Origin of the sequence: Novipirellula caenicola (genome assembly GCF_039545035.1) — a bacterium.
In the GTDB taxonomy this organism is placed as follows: domain Bacteria; phylum Planctomycetota; class Planctomycetia; order Pirellulales; family Pirellulaceae; genus Novipirellula; species Novipirellula caenicola.
This window is the reverse complement of the sequence record NZ_BAABRO010000004.1, coordinates 355,040-374,781: the sequence shown is the minus strand read 5'-3', so window position 1 is coordinate 374,781 and position 19,742 is coordinate 355,040. Positions and strand designations below refer to the sequence as shown.

Here is a 19,742-nt window from a genome sequence, read left to right as displayed (position 1 = left end):
GCTTGGGTGGTGCGATTGCCGGGAGACGAATCTTTCCGGGTTTTCTGAAGTTTTTGGGGTCGGCAGCGACAAAGATTTCGCTAATATGTCGCGACAAATTTGCGCCGGTCTCGGGATCCTTTCACCTTCCTACGCCTATGCCAGAATCCTCTGCGTTGCCCTCGGGGATGTACTCTCTGTTTTTGGGCGCCTTGATCGTCTATCTGATCGCCATGTACGTGGTTGGCTTTATCGCCCAACGCCGCGTCCGCAACGTTGAGGATTTCGTACTCGCAGGTCGTCGATTGCCCACGTCGCTGGCGACAATCACGATTATCGCGACGTGGTTTGGTGCCGAGTCGCTGATGACGACCGCCGACGAAGTGGGCAATGAAGGGCTTCGTAAAGCGATGCTCGATCCGATCGGGATCGCTGGCTGTTTGTTTCTAGCCGGTTTGTTTGTTGCCGCTCCGATGTGGCGGATGGGAATTTTGACGGTTCCCGACTTCTTCTTTCGCCGCTTTGGAAAAACGGCCGAGATCATGTCGTCGCTGATCATCGTGCCCAGTTACTTTGGCTGGGTTGCTGCTCAGTTTTTTGCGCTTGCCCAATTGCTTGACGTGTTTTTTGGAATTCCGCGAGATTGGGGCATCTTGGCGGTCGCCACGATCGGGACTGGCTACACCTTGCTTGGCGGGATGTGGACGATCACGTGGACCGACGCGATTCAGATGTCGTTTATCTTGCTCGGGTTGCTGTTACTCGGACACGCGATTCTGGTCCACCTTGGTGATGGATCGATCGTCGAAGGGGTGTCGGTGATGCAAACCGAGATTGACGCATCACGCTGGCGGATCGCTGACCCACCGACGTTTTGGCGTGACACGATGGTCGCGATCAGTGCGTTGGCAATCGGATCGCTGGGGAATTTGCCGATGCAAGACTTGATGCAGCGAATCTTTTCGGCCAAGAGCGACCAAGTCGCTTCGCGAGCTTGTTTGTGGGCCGGAGCGGGCTACTTGTTGATGGGCGTCTTGCCCGTTGGCACCGGGATGGCTGCCCATTTGTTGTTGCCGCGTGCCGAAGGCGAACTCGATGGCGTCGTCATCCTGGTCGCCAGCAAGCTGCTCAATCCAGTGCTGCTGTTGGTGTTTTTTCTAGCCATTGTCTCGGCAGTGCTATCGACGATCGTCAGCGCTGTGATGGCACCATCGGCGGTAATGGCTCATAACTTGGTCGAACCGCTGTGGCGGAAAGCACGCTCGAATCCGCCGACCCAGAATGGATTGCTGCAACTGCAGCGGGTGGCAATCGTATTGGTCACGGCCGCTTCGGCTTGGTTGGCGTATCGTGGGGAAGGAGCCTACGAATTGGTTCAAGCGTCCTACTCGATGGCGCTGGTCAGCTTGGTGGTTCCATTCTTGGTGGGGTTACGATTCGACAATATTCCGTCACTCGCTGCCAAGCTCGCGATGTTGTTTGGGATCACCGTCTGGTCGCTGCACATGTTGCTCGGGTGGGAGGTCTTTTTCGAACCTTGGCTCGAATCCTACGGCGTCCCGCTGCCTCACGAATTGGCCGGAACGATTTGCAGTGCGGTTGGATTCGCAATCGGGTGGATACTGGGAACCGCCGAAACGACCGCGACTGACGAAGTCACGGATTGATCGCCGAGTCGAGTCCCAATTGGACACCCACCAATGGTTTGACGGGGGCGTAAAACAATCCCCGATGCGAAAGTTTTGCGTACAGATGGTCAATCGGTTCTTTGCATTGGCTGTGTTTCTGCAGGATCTCTTTGGCTAGATGATACGAGATCAAATAGCCCACCGTGCCCAGCGGGGTTTCGCAAACACGGTTAAATGGCCCTTGGTTTTCGACGACAGCGAATTTGCTGTTTTGCCCAATGTTGCGTTGCAGATGGATGTAGTCGAACTGACGAGGCAGCGAGTTCTCGATTTCGACCAGTCCGAAGTCGGGATCAGGCTCGAAACAAAAATCGTCTTCCAGGACGCAGGCCCAAGGCAATCGATAATCGACCACCCGGCGTAATGCACGCAGATGAGCGAGATAACAACCGATCTCGCCGATTCGCATTTCACGTAACGTCTGAGCCGAGACCGGCAATTGATCGAGTCGCCATTTCGTTGCTTCCACGCCGTCGACCACCTCGAAGGGCAAATTCAGCGGTTGGATTTTGCTTAAACCAGATTGCCGACGACGGTGATCGTCGGGCAGCGAAATCATGAAGAGATGCAAGCTGGTTTGCCTTTCTAATGATGAACTGAAATTGCAAACTGACGCACCGAACGGGCGTTGCCGTGCACGACCGGTATCTTGCCAATGCGGCGGCTGATCACCAATCCCTCGGGCGATACGGTGACCTCGCCCACGTGACGGTCGTGCACGCAATAGTTCCAGCCTTGGTCTGCAGCATGCCAACGATCGGGTTGTTGGTGGCAGTACAGATTCAATCCCATTTGGTCGCCCCAATCGGTGGTTCCCGCAAGCTCGGGGCCTGTCCGCATGCGGTGGGCTGCAGAGAAATAGCGGTGCAGCGTCGCCGCAGTTCCCGCAGCAAATCCGCTATTCAAGAACGGATTGCGTTTTAACAGCTCAAAAGCGTTGCGTCGGTGCCAAGGATCGTGGATCGACAACGACCAAGCGGGAATCACGGCGTTGTCGGGGTAGCCCTTCGGTTCGATCACCGCGTGGATCCGATCGGGACGCATTGCTACCGATTGCCAGAGCGAATCGAGCGGAGTTTGGAAAATGACGTCCGAAACATCCCAATACGCGACGGCTGCGTTGGCAGGTAATCGCTGCGTGATTTCGGCAAATTCGTAGAGCCGGCGGATCGGGACCATCGTGCCATTACTGGGGCGAGCCACCACATGGACATTGGATAGCTGTGTTAAACGTCTAATTTCAGACGGGTACAAACCGTAGGTGACCGCGATTACCGGGCACGTATTTCCCCAGGTTCGCAAGGAACGTAAAAACTGGTGCTCAAACCGCTGAAGATCGCGACGATCAAACGCTGCGAGCACGTAAGGCGTGTGGGCGAGCCGATCATCGTGTGACGCGGGCCGCGGCATCACGTCGGCAACGCGGTTGGCTTTTCCAAGGTGAGTCGCTTGTGCGATTCCGCAATAAGTAATGCCGATGCCTTGTCGCCGCAGGTCTTCGCAGCAGCAGGCGCATTCACATTGGTTGGCGGTGGAGCGAAATTGAACTGACTTGAGCACATCGCCACGAAACATGCAGGCGCCCATCCCAACGTGGCCGGCATTGGCGCTGGTTTGATTTTCAAGGTCATAGTCCGCGGCGACCGCGCCAAGCGTGGGTGAACGTTCAAGCCGATGAACGAGCGTGGCGACACAGTGCGGATCGAGCAGCACGTCATCGTCGACGAACATCACCCAATCGGCGGTGGCTCGCTGTTTGATCTGATTTCTCGCCCTTGCGATGGTTTGCCAGCGATTTCGATCGTCGCCGCGTGGCCAACCTGTTGCGATATGCAGTCGCACGTTGACATCGTTTTGGCGGTGGATTGCATCGACCACAACCGATGGCGGTTCGCTGTGCGGGCGACACAGCATCAACACGTCAACGGCAGGCAACAGATCACCCTGCATCGTCACGGGTTGGGGCCATCAACACGGTCCAAGAATCCATCATCACATTGCGATACCGAACCGCTGCTTCGGTCAAGAAATCCATCATCGCATTGGGATAGTGATGCGGAACGCAGGGACGTGAAATCATCGAGATGCGGATCGTACAGTTCCTCGTCTCCCGCCGCCCCAGCTGAACGAATGTAGGAATCGCAAGGCGTTTCGTGTTCCTGCCGCGTCGTGAACACCCCGCTTGCACCGGTTTGAGCTTGCGCCGTCAACGTTGCTAGTTTCGAGCTGCCTGCTTGATAATGATCTCGCGATCGGTCACACGGCAGTGGCGGATAATATTGAGAACTTTCGGCGGCAGTCATCCCGGTGTGGACTTCCAACAAGGTTGGGCTGAACTCGGGCACGTACAGAATGCCAAGCACGCGAGGGGCGTCATTGAGCTGCTTTTGTAGCCCGGGCAACACTTCGGATTCGAGCAGCCATGTCCCATGATCCCAATCGAAATTTGCGGGGTTTTGGGGTAAGAAGACGGCACGCACCTCGGTCACCAAGACGCTGCGAATGATCGTCACGCGTGGCGATGGACGCTCGGTCGCCAACAACCACTCGCCACCAGGTTTGACTCCGCCGCAATCGGACACCGGCAGTTGCTCGATCGACTGCAATGACAACTCAGCCACACGCGGCAGGGTTGCGGGAAACGTGACGGTTCCAGCCAGCAGCAATTGTCGGTAGCGTTCTCGATCCATAACTTGGTTTGTCATCAAATGGGAAAGGGGGATCATGATGTCGATTCGTCGTCCCAGACGCTGGGTTATTGTATTCGCTGATTCGATGACATGGGTTGCTCTGCGGCGAATCGATGACAAATTCTATATTTTTTCCGACATCAAGCTCAGCGGTTTTCGCTAGGCATCGTGCGCGCAATTCGGAATGACAGGTAGACGCGACTGAGAAAGGCCGAGTGCCAATTCCGCTGCGCCGCGCGTGCGTCAAGCGGTTGATACAGAATCGCGCCACCACGACTTGCCATCCGTGTTTCTTTGTCGATCGAGGTCAATGCGGTTGCAGGATCCGACGCCGGTCCGTGGGGAAACGAAGGGTAGGTCGCATACGCGGTATGACACCACTCCATCGCATTGCCAAGCATGTCGAACAGTCCGTAATCATTCGGTAGCAAACGGGCGACCGGATGCATTTCAAAATTCGAATTTTCAGCGGTCCATGCATGCCAGCGTAAACGTCCAGGATCGAATCCAAACCATCGCCCGCGGCTTGATCCACCGCGACAGGCGAATTCCCATTCGAGTTCGCTAGGCAATCGGTAACCGATTCGCTCGCAATGGTTGTTGGGAAGCTGCATTCCCGGTTCGATTTCATCGATTGGCGGGTAACACATTTGCGATTCGGGAATCCCTTCCTGTTCGCTAAGCCAACGACAATATTTTGCCGCATCGAACCAGTTGACTCCGATCACGGGACAATCCTCGCTCGGAGTGTAGCGAGGTGCAAATTGATGTTCTTGACGAAACTGCCGAAATTGGGCCGTGGTCACCTCATGGGTCGCGATCGCATACGCGTGGCCCAGACGGAACGGCGATTGAGGTTCCTGGCTGCCATCGCGGCCTGGTTCGGTCGCCGGCGATCCAGCCCAGAGGAGGTCATCGGGCTGGATCACGACCATGCGATCGCCTGCGGAAGTGCGGAATTCGCCTGCGAATTCCAACATGGGCAGCGGATCAAGCGTGACATCCCACGCGGTTGCAATCGACTGAATCGCTGAACGTAGGCCAGGATCGGAGCTTTCCGTGTACCAGTGCGACAGCTGGGAAATGACATGGTCGCGGTGCGATTCGGAAATGGCATCGGTGGGATAGATGGCTAGTGCCATTGCACAACTGCGGCGAACGCGAATGTCTTGATCGATGTTTTCGAGATGCTCGATCAGCCAATCGGGCGACAATTCAAACGCCGCGAACGATTCAATCATCGCGCCGCGAGTTGCTTCCGAGAAATCGGCCTGCATCGCGGCAGCCATTTGTTGCCGATCGCCCAATTTGAACATCGCCGCCAATAAATTTCGTAGCCGGTTGCACTTTTCAATGTGCTCGGCGATCGAGGTTTGCGGACGCCACCAAAGGGATCCAAATTGAGGTGTCGAATCGTCGGCGGTCTCGGCGATCGCGAGTGATACGGGATAGTAGCCTTTGGACATCGCCGCGCGGGTTTGCCGCAAATGTTCGCGTCGAGGTTGCGGATCGATCTTGTGCACTTCGACTGGCAATTCAGACCACCACACTGCGGTTTCGTCACGTCCCGAATCACCGAACAAACGGTTGTCGAACTGTTGCGACACCAACGTATTGGCACGACCAAAGTGGTTCAGGTCGTTACACATTTGGTGACTTTGGTGCCACGCTTCGTGAAAATCGATTGAGGTGTCGAGTTTCCAGCGAATCGAGGAAAAGTACTCTTCGCCGTCTGATTTTTGAAACGTCAGATTGGTGCGTGGAACTTTGATCCCGCGATCCACCAGTGGTCCCCAGCCGTTTTCATGATGAAGCTCATGGTGCACGTCAACGTATAAATCGGCGTCCAGCAATGCCGAATTGTCGGGAACCCTTATCCACACGCAGCAGTATTGTTCCGAGTCGGCTTGGCGATAGACATGCAGTGTGTCGGGAAAGAATTTGTCGGACCGGTGAGCTTGGTTTTGCTGACGAAGTTCATCCGCATTCACGTCGATGCAATAGCGAGCCACTGCACCATCACGTAACAATAGCATGGCCCAGAAACGGTTGGTTCCGATGTGAAAAGGGGCCAATTCTGCGATTCGGTAACCGGCGTCGGCAAGTTCCTCGAGAATCAATGGAACATCGGCCTCGGCGACCTTGTGCAATAGGATCGCGTGCGATCCGATCGCTGCTTCACACCAACGCAGCCGTTCGTTCAACGATGGGGGTAATGGTGGCGTGGCAATGGCGGCAACGGGTTCGCGTGTACCCACGCACCACCAAGGTGATCCCCACGGCCGCGAGACATCAATCAACGGAGAAGATTCGGCGATTTCCGATCGCCATTGTGCCTCGACCGCATGTCGTCCTACGGCGCCGTACCTTGAAATCGCATCGGTATAGGCAACCAATTCCGAGGGAAATGCATGGGGTAGATGAGTAATCAGTCTGGACAGGTCGTTTGCGGCAAACGCGACCATCAAGTTAGCCGCGTTGACTGATTCATGTTTTCGATTTGGGTCTTTCAGATGCTCGTCCAATAACGGCACCAAGTCGCGTCCGATCGGATTGAATGCGTCGCCCCAACGCTGAATCCACAACGGGTTTTCGTTGAGCAAAAGCTTCATCAATCGAGTCAAGTTGACTTGGGTCCGCAGCCGATCTCGTCGTAACGGATCATTCGCCAACATGCAGGCTGCCCGAATCAATTTGTCTCTCGAGGCGAGCTGCGCGGACCACAGTTCCGAGAAGGACGATCCGCCGATGGAAGTTGCATGGACAAACTTGCGTGCGATGGTGACCACCTCGTCCACCGGGGCTTCGAGCACGTAGTCGGCAATCAGGTCGGCTGCTTTTGGATTGTCGTCGGCGAGTACAAGCGCAGCGCGGACACGGTCGGACATCGTCGCGGATTCATCGTGGATGACGCGAGTGGCTTCCGCGGTCGCGAAATCGGAATCGTGCAGTTCGGTCGCCAATAAAACGGCATCATTCATTTTGGCGTCCAACAACCGTTCCATTGCCATTCGGCTTGCATTGGTTTGGTTGTGATTTTGCACCAACCGGTAGCCCGAGACTGCACCGCCCAACACCAACAACATCGCAAGCGACCACAACGTGACGTTGGTCAGATGCCGTTTTTGGGCCGCTTGCATCATTTTTTGCTGCGGAACACTGCAGCTGCGCAGATCGGTGTATCGGCGTATCGTCAAGTACTCGCTAAGCGTCGGCAACGATTGCGGTAAGGGACGAACGCGATACAGATCCGAGAACTCTTCCAATCTCAGACGGGCTTTTCCATGTTTGGTCGACCGATTTCGATACTCGATCCACTGCCGAATCGGCGCGATCAAAAAGTCATGGGTCAATTGGTAGCCGCCAGATTGGTTTCCGCGATTGACTGATTCGCTGGAATCATCTGAGTCGTTGGTGCGAGTTGAATCGGTTACGGTTTGTTGATCGCTGTCGAGGGTGTCCGCTGCATCCCGATCGGTCGGCGTGATCAGGTGCATCTCGCGGTCCAGGATTGACAGCAGTTCGCGAAACGAACTTTTCTCGCGGTACGAAGCCGCTTGCGCAAGTTCCTCTTTGGTGCGAACCGAACCTTTGATTCGCGAGCTGGCTTCGGGTAACAGGGCGCGCAACACGCGATGGGCGCCTTCGGCATGAATCCGAGTCCGTCGCCGAGCCAACTCGCTGTCAAACGTTTCGTCTAAAAAACGCATTCCTAGCCCGGCGCCACCGTCGGCGAACAAGGCTTCGGCATCATCCCAAGGACGATTCTTTAGCATCTCGGTCAGCAATGCCAATTGCACACAGATCACTCGCCCGCCGGATGCCAAGGATCGCACCGCCTGGTCTAAAAACTGGTTTTGGCTTGCCGATCGCTGCTCGACTTGTTCGGGCAATCGATCGTAAGCCGCACCGAACAACGCCAACACGTTTCGCGCGTGCGATTCGTCGAACAGATCGACCGCGGTTGCGTTAACGTTTTCGGCGATGGTGTAGTCGAGGGCCTGCATCAGCCGAGTCACGCCCATCCAAAAATCGTCTCGAACCATCAGAACGCATTGCAGGTATTCACCATCACATTGACGCAGTGCTTGGACCAGCGCTTCGCGAGTGCCATCGGGGTTGGCGAACAACCATTGTTCGAATTGATCGATAAAGATCACAACGCGGCGCCGTTGCAGACGCCGGATCATGGCAAATGACTCGACAATATCCTGTTGTGCGGCGTTTTCTGGATTGCGAATCAACGACAATCGTGAAACGATTTGGTCGTGCAGGGTGCGTTCGGTGTCGTCTGCGGTGGCTTGGACATAGATTGAAATCACATCGTCGGCTAATCGTGGGATGATGCCGGCTCTCACGAGCGACGTTTTCCCACAACCGCTCGGACCATAAATCACACCGACCGGTACGGGGTGCGCGTCGGTGTTGGTGTCCAGTTTGGAGAGCCAGAAACGGATGATCTCGGGAACGCCTTCGTGATCTCGTGGGCCGGGCAGTAGTTGCAAAAAGAAATCAGCATCCCGAGTGTCAAACGGTCGCAATCCCTTGGGGACCACTCGCGGTAACGGCGGCGTCTGCGGACTGACCAAGCCGCCATCGATCGTTGGCGCGTCATGCGCAGGCGTGAAATTTCGCGTTTCCAGACGTGCGTTGCCCATGTTTCCTTGCTGGGCAAGCCATTGACGCAGGTCGTTGGCAAGGGCTTCGCCGGTGGCATAACGCTCGTTAATCGATTTGGATAAACTTTTCAGACAGATTCGAGCAAGTTCGCTGGGAACGTGAGGTGCGATTTTTCGAGGATGGATCGGTTGGTTGTATCGAATCTCGTCGTACAATCCATCCTCGACCGTCGATTGAAAAGGACGTTGGCCGGTTAGCAATTCGTACATCACCACCCCGATCGAATACAGGTCCGATCGGCCATCCACACGGTGACCTTCGCCACGTGCTTGTTCGGGACTCATGTAAGCAGGTGTACCGACGTAGGCCGGCCCGCCACGCGGATCAACATCCCGCAGCGCCAACCCAAAGTCAGCGACGTAGGGACGCCCGTGCTCGTCTATCAAAATATTGCTGGGTTTGATGTCGCGATGCACAACGCCGTGTTGATGGGCAAACGCAATGGCATCGGTGACTTGTGCCAGAAGGTCCGCGATCGCTTCGTAACAAGGGCGTTGACTCGTTACCCATTGTGACAAATCGCTGCCGCGAATTCGCTTGGTCACGATGTAGCAGGAAACGTTTGCGGCGCTGGCTGCGCGGTAGACCGGGATGATGTTGGGGTGGTCTAAACTTGCGATCGCCCGGGCTTCGCGTAAGTACAGATTGACCGTGGTTGGTTTTGAGATCAGAGATTGATGTGGGATTTTCAGGGCCACATCACGTTGCAGCGTCGTGTCATAGGCGAGAAATACCGTACCAAATCCGCCACGCCCGAGCACTTCGCGAATTACAAATTCTTCGATCCGCTCGGGCACGTCGACAATGGGGGCACCGGATTCGGTTCCCAAAAATTCGAAGGTGAGCGAATCACTGTTTTTCGTTTTCTTGGGATCCACGTATTCACTTCCAGTGCAACTCGCGATTGGCCAACCCCGTCACGGCCCCTGCACCGCGTCAAATGCGATCAAGCACCAGGCTTGCTTGTGTCGTTTTTGTCGAGTTTTCGCCACAGTGTGATCGCTAACGTGCCCCGCCGCGATTGTAGCAAAAAAATTTGGGTATCGAGACGGGGGGAGAGATCGATATCGGGCCAAAGCCAACCGAAAGAACGCGGAGAAATGTCCCGATGCATCCGTCTACAGGTGGTTGAATGTGTGTTCATTTGAATCGGTATCACGTTGTCCCGCCTTCGTGCGTGATCGTGCCACCCGCGTTCCCCTGCAATGGTAAGACGCGTTTAGGTGGACATTGGCTCACGCGTCGATCAAGATAGTGGAAATCCCACCATCGTCTTCCACTTCTCGAGAATTGTTGATGCGCACCGAGCCCTTCCACCTTCTTGCCGCGATAGTCTTGTCCCTGTTTGCTGTGTTGCCAGCGATGGCAGACGAGGCAGAGAAGAAAACGTCCGACGAATCCAAGCAAGAGGAAAAGCCCATCACCATCGATGGCGTCTTTGAATCGTTATCGAGTCACGAGATCTCGGCCGATTCAGAGCAAATTGATTCGTACGTGATCAAGCGAATTTTGCCACACGGATCGACGGTCAAAAAGGATGCCGCAGTCGTTTGGTTTGAGACCAAAGAAATTGATGAAAAAATCAGCAAAGCGGAATTCGATTTAGCACTTGCCAAGCTGGCACTGGAAGAAGCCGAATTCAGTTTTGAACAATTTCGCGAACAACAAGAACTTGATCGCAAAACCGCGGAACTGACACGCAAGGAAGCACGGTTGGCTTATGACAACTTTGTCAACGTCGATCGCGAACAACAAATCAAGGCGGCCGAAGTTCAACTGAAGCGTTCGCAGGAATCGCTCGAGTATGCTCAAGAGGAATTGAACCAGCTCGAAAAGATGTACCAAGAGGACGACTTGACCGAAGAGTCCGAAGAGATCGTGCTCAAGCGTGCTCGCCGAGCGGTCGAACAAGCGGAATACAGTTTGGAATTGACCAAGACGCGTACCCAACGTACGCTCGAGCAAACGATTCCAAGTCAGATGGAAAAACAAGAATCCGAATTGGCGCGTGCGGAGCTTGCGTTTACCAAGGCGATCCAGGATTTAAAAAACGCTCGAGTCAAACGAGACATCGAACGACGTCGCCAACAAAAAGAATTCGACAAACAGCAAGCCGACTTTAAACAGTTGCAAGCCGAACGTCGTGGTTTCGTACTGACCTCGCCGAGCGACGGGCTGGTTTATCATGGCGAATTGACTCGCGGCAAATTGGGGGACAAAGCCAGCAGTTTGCAGGCGAAATCAAAAGTCACGTCGCGTCAAGTTTTGGCGACGATTGTTCAGCCAGAGCGTTTGCGGATCATCGCAGACCTCAGCGAGGAACAACGGGGCAAAGTCGATGTGGGGATGAAGGGGACGGCAATTCCCAAAGCGTTTCCCGAGCTAAAGATTCCGGTCTCGATTCAATCGATCGCCAAAGTGCCCTACGCGTCTAATAAGATCGAGTGTGTGGTGGTGATCAAAGGAAAGATCAACAACGCAGATCTGGTGCCTGGGATGTCCTGCAGCATCGAGTTTGAAAAGGCGGACAAGGAATGATGGGGGCAAGAGATTGGTGGCACGCGGTCGCGTTCGTTGCCACGACGGTGGCGATGAATGGGCCGGTCGTTGCGGAAGAGGCGGCACTGGCCGACCCGTCGCCGACTCGGCTGCAGGAGCTTGACTTCAGCAAGCCTCCGGTGCTGCCCGAGGTGGACGCGCCCAGTTCTGAAACGATCGAGCAAGCGATTCGCGAGGGTGTCGATTTCTTGGTGGCGGATCAAAACCCTAATGGGTCGTGGGGATCGCCAACGAATACAAAAGATTTGAATATCTATGCGCCCGTCCCCGGAGCTCATCATGCGTTTCGCACCGCGACCACTTCGTTGTGTTTGTCGGCGTTAATCGAGTGCGCTGCCAGCGATAACGAGGCTGCGCAGACGGCGATCGAAAAAGGGGAGGCGTGGCTGTACAAGTATTTGCCAAGGCTACGCCGCGCCGACGGCACCGCGATTTACAACGTTTGGGGGCATCTGTATTCGATCGAAGCGCTGGTCCATCTGCACCAACGGCATGCGGGCGATACGCAGAAGTTAGCCGAAATTCGAACCTTGATCGAGCAGCAGTATGACATGCTGCGGCGATACGAATCGGTCGATGGCGGTTGGGGATATTACGATTTCCGTTATCAAGCAAAGCGTCCGACGTCGAGTTCCATCAGCTTTGTTGGCGGAGCCGCATTGGTCGCGATGCAACAAGCGAAATCGATCGGGATCGACCCGCCCCAGGATGTCGTCGATCGCGCGATTGCTGCCATCAAGCGGCAACAAAAAAGCGACTTCACCTATCTGTATGGCGAGTATTTAAAAGATCGACCGATGCGCGAGATCAATCGCCCCGGTGGATCGCTCGGCCGATCACAGTGCTGTAACCTCGCGCTTCGTGTCTGGGGGGATGAAGCGATCACCGACAACGTGCTAAAGCATTGGTTGTACCGGTTGTACGAACGAAATGGTTGGTTGGACATCGGACGCAAACGTCCGATCCCGCACGAATCGTGGTTCCAAGTAGCAGGCTACTTTTATTACTTTGGTCACTACTATGCGGCCATGTGTGTGGACCAATTGCCAGCCGCAGAGCGTGCTCCTTACCAGGCAATGCTGGCGGATTTGATCGTTCCGCTGCAAGAAAAGAATGGTTGTTGGTGGGATTATCCGCTATACGATTATCACCGTCCCTATGGCACAGCGATGGCCATGATGACGCTGCAGCGATGCTTGCCCGCAGAGTAAGTTTCCGGTTCAAACGTAGCGAACGTCGCCAAGACTTTCGGATTGCCGGGGGGCCGAAACTCTTGCCGGGCTGTTGATTTAGTCGTACGACGGACTTCCTAGTCCGTCGAATACACCATTGACGGACTAGGAAGTCCATCATACACCCCTTGCCGCAAGAAACTTCACTAAATCAACAAGCCGTCGATGGGTTGTCGCTACGACGGTTATCGATCGCCACTTAGCTGCGAATCATGCGAATCAGGTCGTCATTGGAAAGCTTCGCAGCGGCCTCGGTTCCTTCCATCACGCCGGCGACCAGATCGCGTTTGGATTCGTGCATCGCAAGTATCTCTTCCTCGATCGTTCCCTTGGCGATGATGCGGTAAACCATGACCGGTTTGTCTTGCCCATAGCGATGGGCGCGGTCAGTGGCTTGGTCTTCGACCGCCGGGTTCCACCACGGATCCATGTGGATCACATAGTCGGCGGCGGTCAAGTTCAATCCGGTTCCGCCCGCTTTCAGCGAAATCAGGAATGCATCGGCAGTGCCTTGCTGAAAACGATCGACGGCTTGTTGTCGCGCGGTGGCCGGGGTCGATCCATCCAGGTATTCGTAGGTGATGCCGCGAGCATCGAGCGCCGTACGAATTAATGCCAAGTGCGCGGTGAATTGGCTGAACACAAGCGCTCGGTGTCCTTCTTCGCGAAGACTATCAAGCGTTTCGCAAAGCTGTTCGAGTTTGGCCGACGAAGCGGTCCAATTTTCGTTGACCAAACCGACGTGGCACGAGATTTGGCGAAGCCGCGTCAGCATGGCGAGGATTTTGAACCGTTGGTCTTTGATTTCAGGTTGTGATTCGAGCTGCTCAATTTCACCGATCGCAACACGACGCACCTTCTCGTACTCGGCGCGTTCGGCGGAACTCAGATCGACATACAAATTCACTTCGGTTCGTGGTGGCAGTTCCGATAACACTTCGGATTTGGTCCGTCGCAACACAAACGGTTTCAGTCGTTCGGCCAACGCGGTCCGGCTTGCCTGGTCGTCTTGTTTTTCAATGGGCAATGCGAATCGTTTGCGAAAATGATCCCAGCCGCCAAACACGCCGGGGGAAACGACATGGAACAGACTCCACAATTCGCCGAGATGATTTTCCACCGGGGTTCCGGTCAGCGCGACGATCCAGTCGGCCTGCAGTGCAGCGATCGCCTTGGACGTTTTGCTGCGGCTATTTTTGATCGCCTGGGCCTCATCGAGCACGATTGTGCCCCACTGGACACTCGCCAGTGCGGCGGCGTCACGCAGCGCAAGCCCGTAGCTGCAGACGACAAGATTGCCGGGGCCGACCGAGGGCAGGAACTCTTCTCGCTCGGTTTCGCGGTAGAGGTGTACGTTCAAATCCGGTGCGAATCGTCCGGCTTCGCGAGCCCAATTGAAACCGACTGAGGTCGGAGCAATCACTAGGCTGGGGCCCATTTCGGATCGGTCCAACAATACGGCAAGCGTTTGGAGCGTCTTTCCCAGTCCCATGTCGTCGGCCAGGATGCCACCAACGCCCCACTCCGCGAGTCGACGCATCCATTTGTATCCGTCGATCTGGTAATCACGCAGCGTCGCGTCGAGATTTTTGGGAACCTTAGGGTTCAGTTTTTCGGCGCGGTCGAGTCGGGTCAGGCATTTCTGCCACGATTTGGCCGCTTTGATTTCGATGTCCGAGTCCATCAATTCACGGATCGCGGGCGCCGCCGTCGCATCGAGCTTCAACGTTTGGCGATCCGCATGCGTTGCATCATGCAGACGTTTTAACCGTTTGCGAAGCGAATCCGAAATTCGCGCCCAGCCTCCGTCCCCGATGCGGATAAAGTCGCCCTCGATGCCGTCGGCGGTTGCCGAGGTGATCCCGTTTAGCAATTCTTTGAGTGGGACCTTCTTGTCACCAAAGTCGCATTCGCCGCTGATGCCAAACCAATTTCGCTTGCTGGTGATGTCGACCCGGACATTTTTGCTAGAAAGGCTGCCGAGAACCGAGATCGGTTTTTCGCTGCTCTTGTCCCACAGGATTTCGATCTCGAGATCACTTGATTTCAGTCGTTCGATAACGTCAAGCGCGGTTCGAAAATCGCCGATCGTGCCGAATCCGCTGCTATCTTCGATCTCTAAATCGAGCGCCTCGGCGATTTTTTCAACTTGCTGATTTTCCGCAGCAGCGCTTCGTTGAACCTGGACCGATTTTCCGTCTCGCATTACCGTGACGATCATTGGATCCGCGGCCGGGCATCGCAACATGCCTGCTGCATCGCGGAAACGAATCCCATAGTCCATCGCTCCGTCGCTGCGTGTACGCAGCAACAAGGCAAGCTTTGCATGTTCGCACAGGATCGGCCCTGCGTGTGATTCCGGCAACCGCAACGAGATTCGTTTTTGCAGCGGACGCACTTGTTGGATCACTGCATCGAGTTGATCGTCCTCGAAGACACCAATGGCGACGACGTCGCGCATCAGATCGACATTCTCGTCCTCACTTTCGCCTAGGTACAAGACTCGGTTAGCCGTGTCGATGCTTAGGAATGCGTCGTGAGTGCAAATTAATTTTGCTTCTCGTATTTTTCCGTATTCGTCGGTAAAGCCAAACGCCCATTTCCCCTTTTGCTTGAGCGGCAACAGCGACAGACACATCGGGGTTCGAACAATCTGGAACGGCTCATTTTCGAACAACACATTGGATTCGTTGACGAGCCGAGGCAACGCATAGAATGGATCGAGAACGAATCCCGATCCACCGAAGTAGTAATTGTTCTCGTTACGCCGGATACCTTTTGCAACGCGGCGGTCCGCGTCGGTCAACGGCAGCGTGGTTTCTTTGACGATCCGATCGAGCCCAATCTTTTTCCCTTTGGTAAATCCATCGCCGCGTTTCTTCTGCATTTGCAGCACTGGATTGACGATAAGGTAGCCTTCTTCGAGCTGGAAATTCCAAACGACTCGCTGTGCACGCAGCTTCGAAAGAATCGGTAAGCTGTCATCCGCAGCAGACTCGTATCGAGAGGTCAGTTCGGCTTCACGTTCGACTAACGCATTCAAACGCCGGAGCACTCGTTCTTTTAGATCGGCTTCAAAACGTTCGTAGCTAGGTTTGCCTTTGGCAAAGTTCCCGCGAATGACGTCTCTTGATAAAGACGACCTCACGTATTCAAGCTGGTCCAGCAAGTTGTCGACGAATTTGACCTGATGCAGACAAACCCGATTGCCGCCGGCGTCGTCGCAAGTGCATCCGGTGGGGGCTTCGGCATCGTCGACTCGCGCATAGACGTCGAACCGATTGCGTGCGACGGTCGCAACGCCATGGAACTCTCCGGTTGAAAAGACTTGCTCGACGGAGCATTCCACGTATCGATCGCTGCTGGGATCTGCAATGCCGGCAGGAAACGCGTTGATAATGTCCACAAGGCGATCATGCCACTGCATGTGGCGGCGAAGCCCCGCGTCGGGGTCGATCTTCGGCGGTTGCAAAAATGAGGGCAATTTCGCTTTATCTGCCATCGACCTTGCTTCGGCGAGTCGAGCAAGCGATGCACGCATTGCTTCGGGGTTCAAAGATCCGTCTTTCATTGCAGCAAGCCTTGGCGTGAAATTAGAACATGGCATCGTGGTCGTTCGACCGAGCGATGCCTCGTTATATCGAATTCACGTTTTTTTGCCGAGTCACGATGGCCCCCAAGCTGATTCCACCCCGCTGATTCCCCCCAGCTGGGCGTTGTAAACGCTCAAGTGTTCGCTTGGCCTTTGATCGTCCGCTGGGCGATTTCCCATGCCTCTACCAGATGAGCACGGTAATCGTCGGGGCTGAGAAGCAAATCGACTTCCTCGCTTTCCATTTCGAACAACCATCCGTCCCCGTAGGTGTCAGCATTGATGATCGAAGGATCCGCCAAGCAAGCATCGTTGATCGCCACCAAGACGCCAGCGATCGGAGCATAGAGATCGCTTTCGGCTTTCTTGCTTTCGATCGCACCGATCAATTGGCGAGCTGCGATGGAGGTGTCGGGTTCGAACGTCCACTCTAGAAAGTAGACGTCTTGCAACAACCGCACGGCATAGGCCGTCAAGCCAAAACGCCACCGACCGCGTGTCGTTTGTAATGCCCACATGTGATTGCGGGCGTACATACGGTCGGCTGGGAATTTGGCTGTAAATTCGCCCATCGCGAACGAGAACGAATCACTGCTCACGTGTAGCGAACCCCTTGATGCTCTGGTTCAAAGAACGCGGGCAACAATGCATCGGCACGCAGCAGTCCATCGCGAGTCAAACGGATGGTGTCGCCATCGATCGTGACCAATCCATCGTCGGCGTAGGTGTTCCATTGGTCTTGCCACTCCGAGATGATGTCGACGCCAAATTTGTCGCGGAAATAGCCGACCTCTAAATAACCACGCTTGAGCAACAAGATCAATTCACGGACCAAGCGTTGGTGGTCGGTTGGCACAAAGCCACGACCGAGTGGCAAATTGCCTGCTTCGATCGCCCCGAGGTATTGCTCTAGTTCAGGCAGGTTTTGGTAGTGCACGCCGCTGGCATGACCAAAGCTGGCGATTCCGGTCGCCAACAGATCGGCCCCCTGCCACAGGTTGTCACGGTACGAGAAGTTCACTTTGCTAGGGTCTTTGACCACGGTGTAGGCGCTGCTGACGCTGTAGCCCGCCGCGATAAATTCGCTGAATGCGTAATCGACCCAAGCTCGTTTGGTCTCCCAATCGGCCACGGGGCTTTCGACTTTGTTGCCGAGAATGTCCTTGCTGTAGACCGTGTTAAACGGCAACTCCATTTGATAGATCGTGACGCTTTCGGGGGACAGCTCGAGTGTGCGTCGCACGTTTTCTTTCCAATTGTCCCACGTCTCGCCGACCATGCCGGAGATTAAATCGATGTTGACGTTGGGGAATTGAGCCGCGCTGATCCATTCCCAAGCATTGAACACCTGCTTGCTTAGGTGGGCACGTCCGTTGTCTTCGAGAATCTTGTCCGAGAAATTTTCGATCCCCAAACTCAAACGGGTCACACCGAGTTCTTCGCGAAGCGTTTTCACCTTGGTCTCGCTTAGCGTTCCCGGTTCACATTCAAACGTCACCTCTTCGGCGCCGTCCCAAGTGATGTGTTGGCGAAGTCGATCGGCAAGCTTGGTGAGCTGTTTCGGGGCCAGAAAACTTGGGGTGCCACCGCCAAAGTAGACAAACCGAAAAGGACGATCGCCCATCACGGGCAATTTGCTGACCATCGAGATCTCGTTGCACAACGCGTCGACATACCGCTGGACTTCGGCCGCGTTGACATCGGTGAAAACTTTGAAGTAACAAAACTTGCAGCGTTTTCGGCAAAACGGGATGTGCAGATAGAGCCCAAGCGGCGTGTCTTCTTTGGGGGCGTGATGTAACGCCTCGTTGACCGCCGGCAACTCGTCTTTTTTCCACTGGCTATAGGGTGGGTAGTTCGAGATGAAGTAGCTACCGACTTCGGTTTTCTTTTTATCGCTTGCGGCCGATGACATGTGGAATGGCTTTGGGCTGTAGGAGGGAATGGATTCAAGCGGGACGACTTGTTGCAAGTCACGTAGGGGATCTCACGTGGAGGATACCCAAGGGATCAGGTCGTGGGTTTGGCAAAGCATCGTATGACCCCATTATCGTCGGCCACAAATACTTCGCCACCGGCGATGGCAGGTGGCGCGATAAACGAGCCGCGAATTTCATATTTCCAGCGTTCGCTGCCGTCGTTAAGTGACAATCGAATCAGCCGTCCATCGGTCGACGCGATCCAAACATCGTCGGCGGAAATCACTGGCGATGCATCGGCACGACGACGCAGAGTATAACGCCACAAGCGTTTTCCGGTCTTCATCGAAATCGAATCGACCTGCTTGTTTTGGCTGCTGACGATCACTTGATCGCCAGCGACCGCCGCGCTGCCGCGGTATTCTTGTGGGCGATCTTCGTCGATGTAACGCCACTTTTCTTTCTGATTTTTCCAGTCCAATGCCAAAACCGCTCCGTCCATGATCGGCAAGTAGACGCTGTCGCCTTGGACCGCGGGGGTGCTGCCGGTAGGACCCCCGAGCGGGATGGTGTCGCCAATCGCTTTGCCTGTGTTCAAATCAACGACGTGCAGTTGGCCATCGCATCCACCAAGAAACGTGCGATCGCCGGCAACCGTGGGGCTACAGCGAATTTGGTCATCGGTTTGGTAGGTCCACACCGACGAGCCGTCGTTGACGGCAAAACAGTACAATTTTCCATCCTGGCTGGCGACGAGCACGTTGTCACCAAAAAATGCCGCCGAGCCATCAATCTCGCCATTGGTTTCGGCCTGCCACCGCAGTTCGCCCGTCTTTGCGTCGAGAAAATAGAAATTGCCTTCGACATCGCCGATCGCCAAGTGACCGTTGTGAAACGCCGGCGCGGCGGTGAACCCGGTGTCATAGTTGTGCGTCCACACTTCGTTGCCATCGGACCGCGAGATCGCGTAAAGTTTTCCCATCACGTCGGCTGCAAACACCAAATTATCGGCGACGACCAACGCAGATTCGATCGCTTCGTCCGCCTTGTATTCCCATTTCACAGCCAAATCCTTGGGAACGACTTGGTCAGTAGCCCCGGTCGATTCGGGGTTTCCACGGGCCAACGCCCAGTTCGAAAGCGATGGATCCGACGCGGTTTGACCTGAAACGGATTGGCCCGAAATCGAATTGCGAGCCGATTCGTCCGAGGCGTTCCCGGTCGCAGCGAATGCGGTGACAGCGGAAATGGAAATCAAAACGACGGCAAATTTGACACAGCCGGCCTTAAAAAACGCGTGTATCTTTAACATTGCAGCTTATTCTCGAGTCTTTGCGATAGCCGGTAGTCAAAATCGGCGATTCCAGCGATTATACGTGCTTGCTTCACCCTGCGAATGCAGG

11 protein-coding genes are annotated in these 19,742 nt (G+C 55.1%); 3 read left to right on the top strand and 8 right to left on the bottom strand.

Annotation, left to right across the window (positions count from 1 at the left end; translation table 11 throughout):
• Positions 1–137 precede the first annotated feature (137 nt).
• On the top strand, positions 138–1,646 hold the full coding sequence (locus ABEA92_RS11030) for a high affinity choline transporter 1 (protein ID WP_345683878.1): 1,509 nt from the start codon (positions 138–140) through the stop codon (positions 1,644–1,646).
• On the opposite strand, the gene ABEA92_RS11025 is transcribed toward ABEA92_RS11030, so the two are convergent.
• From ABEA92_RS11025 to ABEA92_RS11010, 4 genes are all read right to left on the bottom strand, one after another.
• Positions 1,636–2,226 (bottom strand): glycosyltransferase family 25 protein, encoded by a 591-nt coding sequence (locus ABEA92_RS11025; RefSeq protein WP_345683877.1) that lies wholly within the window; start codon positions 2,224–2,226, stop codon positions 1,636–1,638. The two genes, ABEA92_RS11030 and ABEA92_RS11025, sit on opposite strands and share 11 nt — an antisense overlap.
• A gap of 26 nt (positions 2,227–2,252) precedes the next feature.
• Positions 2,253–3,602, bottom strand: a complete 1,350-nt coding sequence (locus tag ABEA92_RS11020) for a glycosyltransferase (protein WP_345683876.1) — start codon at positions 3,600–3,602, stop codon at positions 2,253–2,255.
• Positions 3,603–3,619: 17 nt separating this feature from the next.
• Complete coding sequence (locus ABEA92_RS11015) at positions 3,620–4,372, bottom strand: hypothetical protein (protein WP_345683875.1); 753 nt, start codon at positions 4,370–4,372, stop codon at positions 3,620–3,622.
• Positions 4,373–4,503: 131 nt separating this feature from the next.
• Positions 4,504–9,915 (bottom strand): bifunctional serine/threonine-protein kinase/formylglycine-generating enzyme family protein, encoded by a 5,412-nt coding sequence (locus tag ABEA92_RS11010; protein WP_345683874.1) that lies wholly within the window; start codon positions 9,913–9,915, stop codon positions 4,504–4,506.
• Between the two features lie 457 nt (positions 9,916–10,372).
• On the opposite strand from ABEA92_RS11010, the gene ABEA92_RS11005 reads away from it, so the two are divergent.
• The gene (locus ABEA92_RS11005; RefSeq protein ID WP_345683873.1) at positions 10,373–11,575 is read left to right on the top strand and encodes an HlyD family efflux transporter periplasmic adaptor subunit; all 1,203 of its coding nucleotides are present in this window, start codon (positions 10,373–10,375) and stop codon (positions 11,573–11,575) included.
• Positions 11,572–12,807 (top strand): hypothetical protein, encoded by a 1,236-nt coding sequence (locus tag ABEA92_RS11000; protein ID WP_345683872.1) that lies wholly within the window; start codon positions 11,572–11,574, stop codon positions 12,805–12,807. The genes ABEA92_RS11005 and ABEA92_RS11000 overlap by 4 nt, the downstream gene beginning before the upstream one ends.
• Before the next feature lie 220 nt (positions 12,808–13,027).
• Here ABEA92_RS11000 and ABEA92_RS10995 read toward each other — a convergent pair whose 3' ends face one another.
• The 4 genes from ABEA92_RS10995 to ABEA92_RS10980 form a co-directional block, all read right to left on the bottom strand.
• Positions 13,028–16,399: a DEAD/DEAH box helicase gene (locus ABEA92_RS10995; RefSeq protein WP_345683871.1), complete on the bottom strand. Its 3,372-nt coding sequence runs from the start codon at positions 16,397–16,399 to the stop codon at positions 13,028–13,030.
• 155 nt (positions 16,400–16,554) lie between these two features.
• Positions 16,555–16,992: a glycine cleavage system protein H gene (locus ABEA92_RS10990; RefSeq protein ID WP_345684036.1), complete on the bottom strand. Its 438-nt coding sequence runs from the start codon at positions 16,990–16,992 to the stop codon at positions 16,555–16,557.
• Between the two features lie 23 nt (positions 16,993–17,015).
• A complete protein-coding gene (locus ABEA92_RS10985; RefSeq protein ID WP_345683870.1) occupies positions 17,016–18,335 on the bottom strand; it encodes a coproporphyrinogen-III oxidase family protein in 1,320 nt (439 codons plus the stop codon).
• 95 nt (positions 18,336–18,430) lie between these two features.
• Positions 18,431–19,651, bottom strand: coding sequence for an outer membrane protein assembly factor BamB family protein (locus ABEA92_RS10980; RefSeq protein ID WP_345683869.1), 1,221 nt, complete (start codon positions 19,649–19,651; stop codon positions 18,431–18,433).
• Between the last annotated feature and the right edge of the window lie 91 nt (positions 19,652–19,742).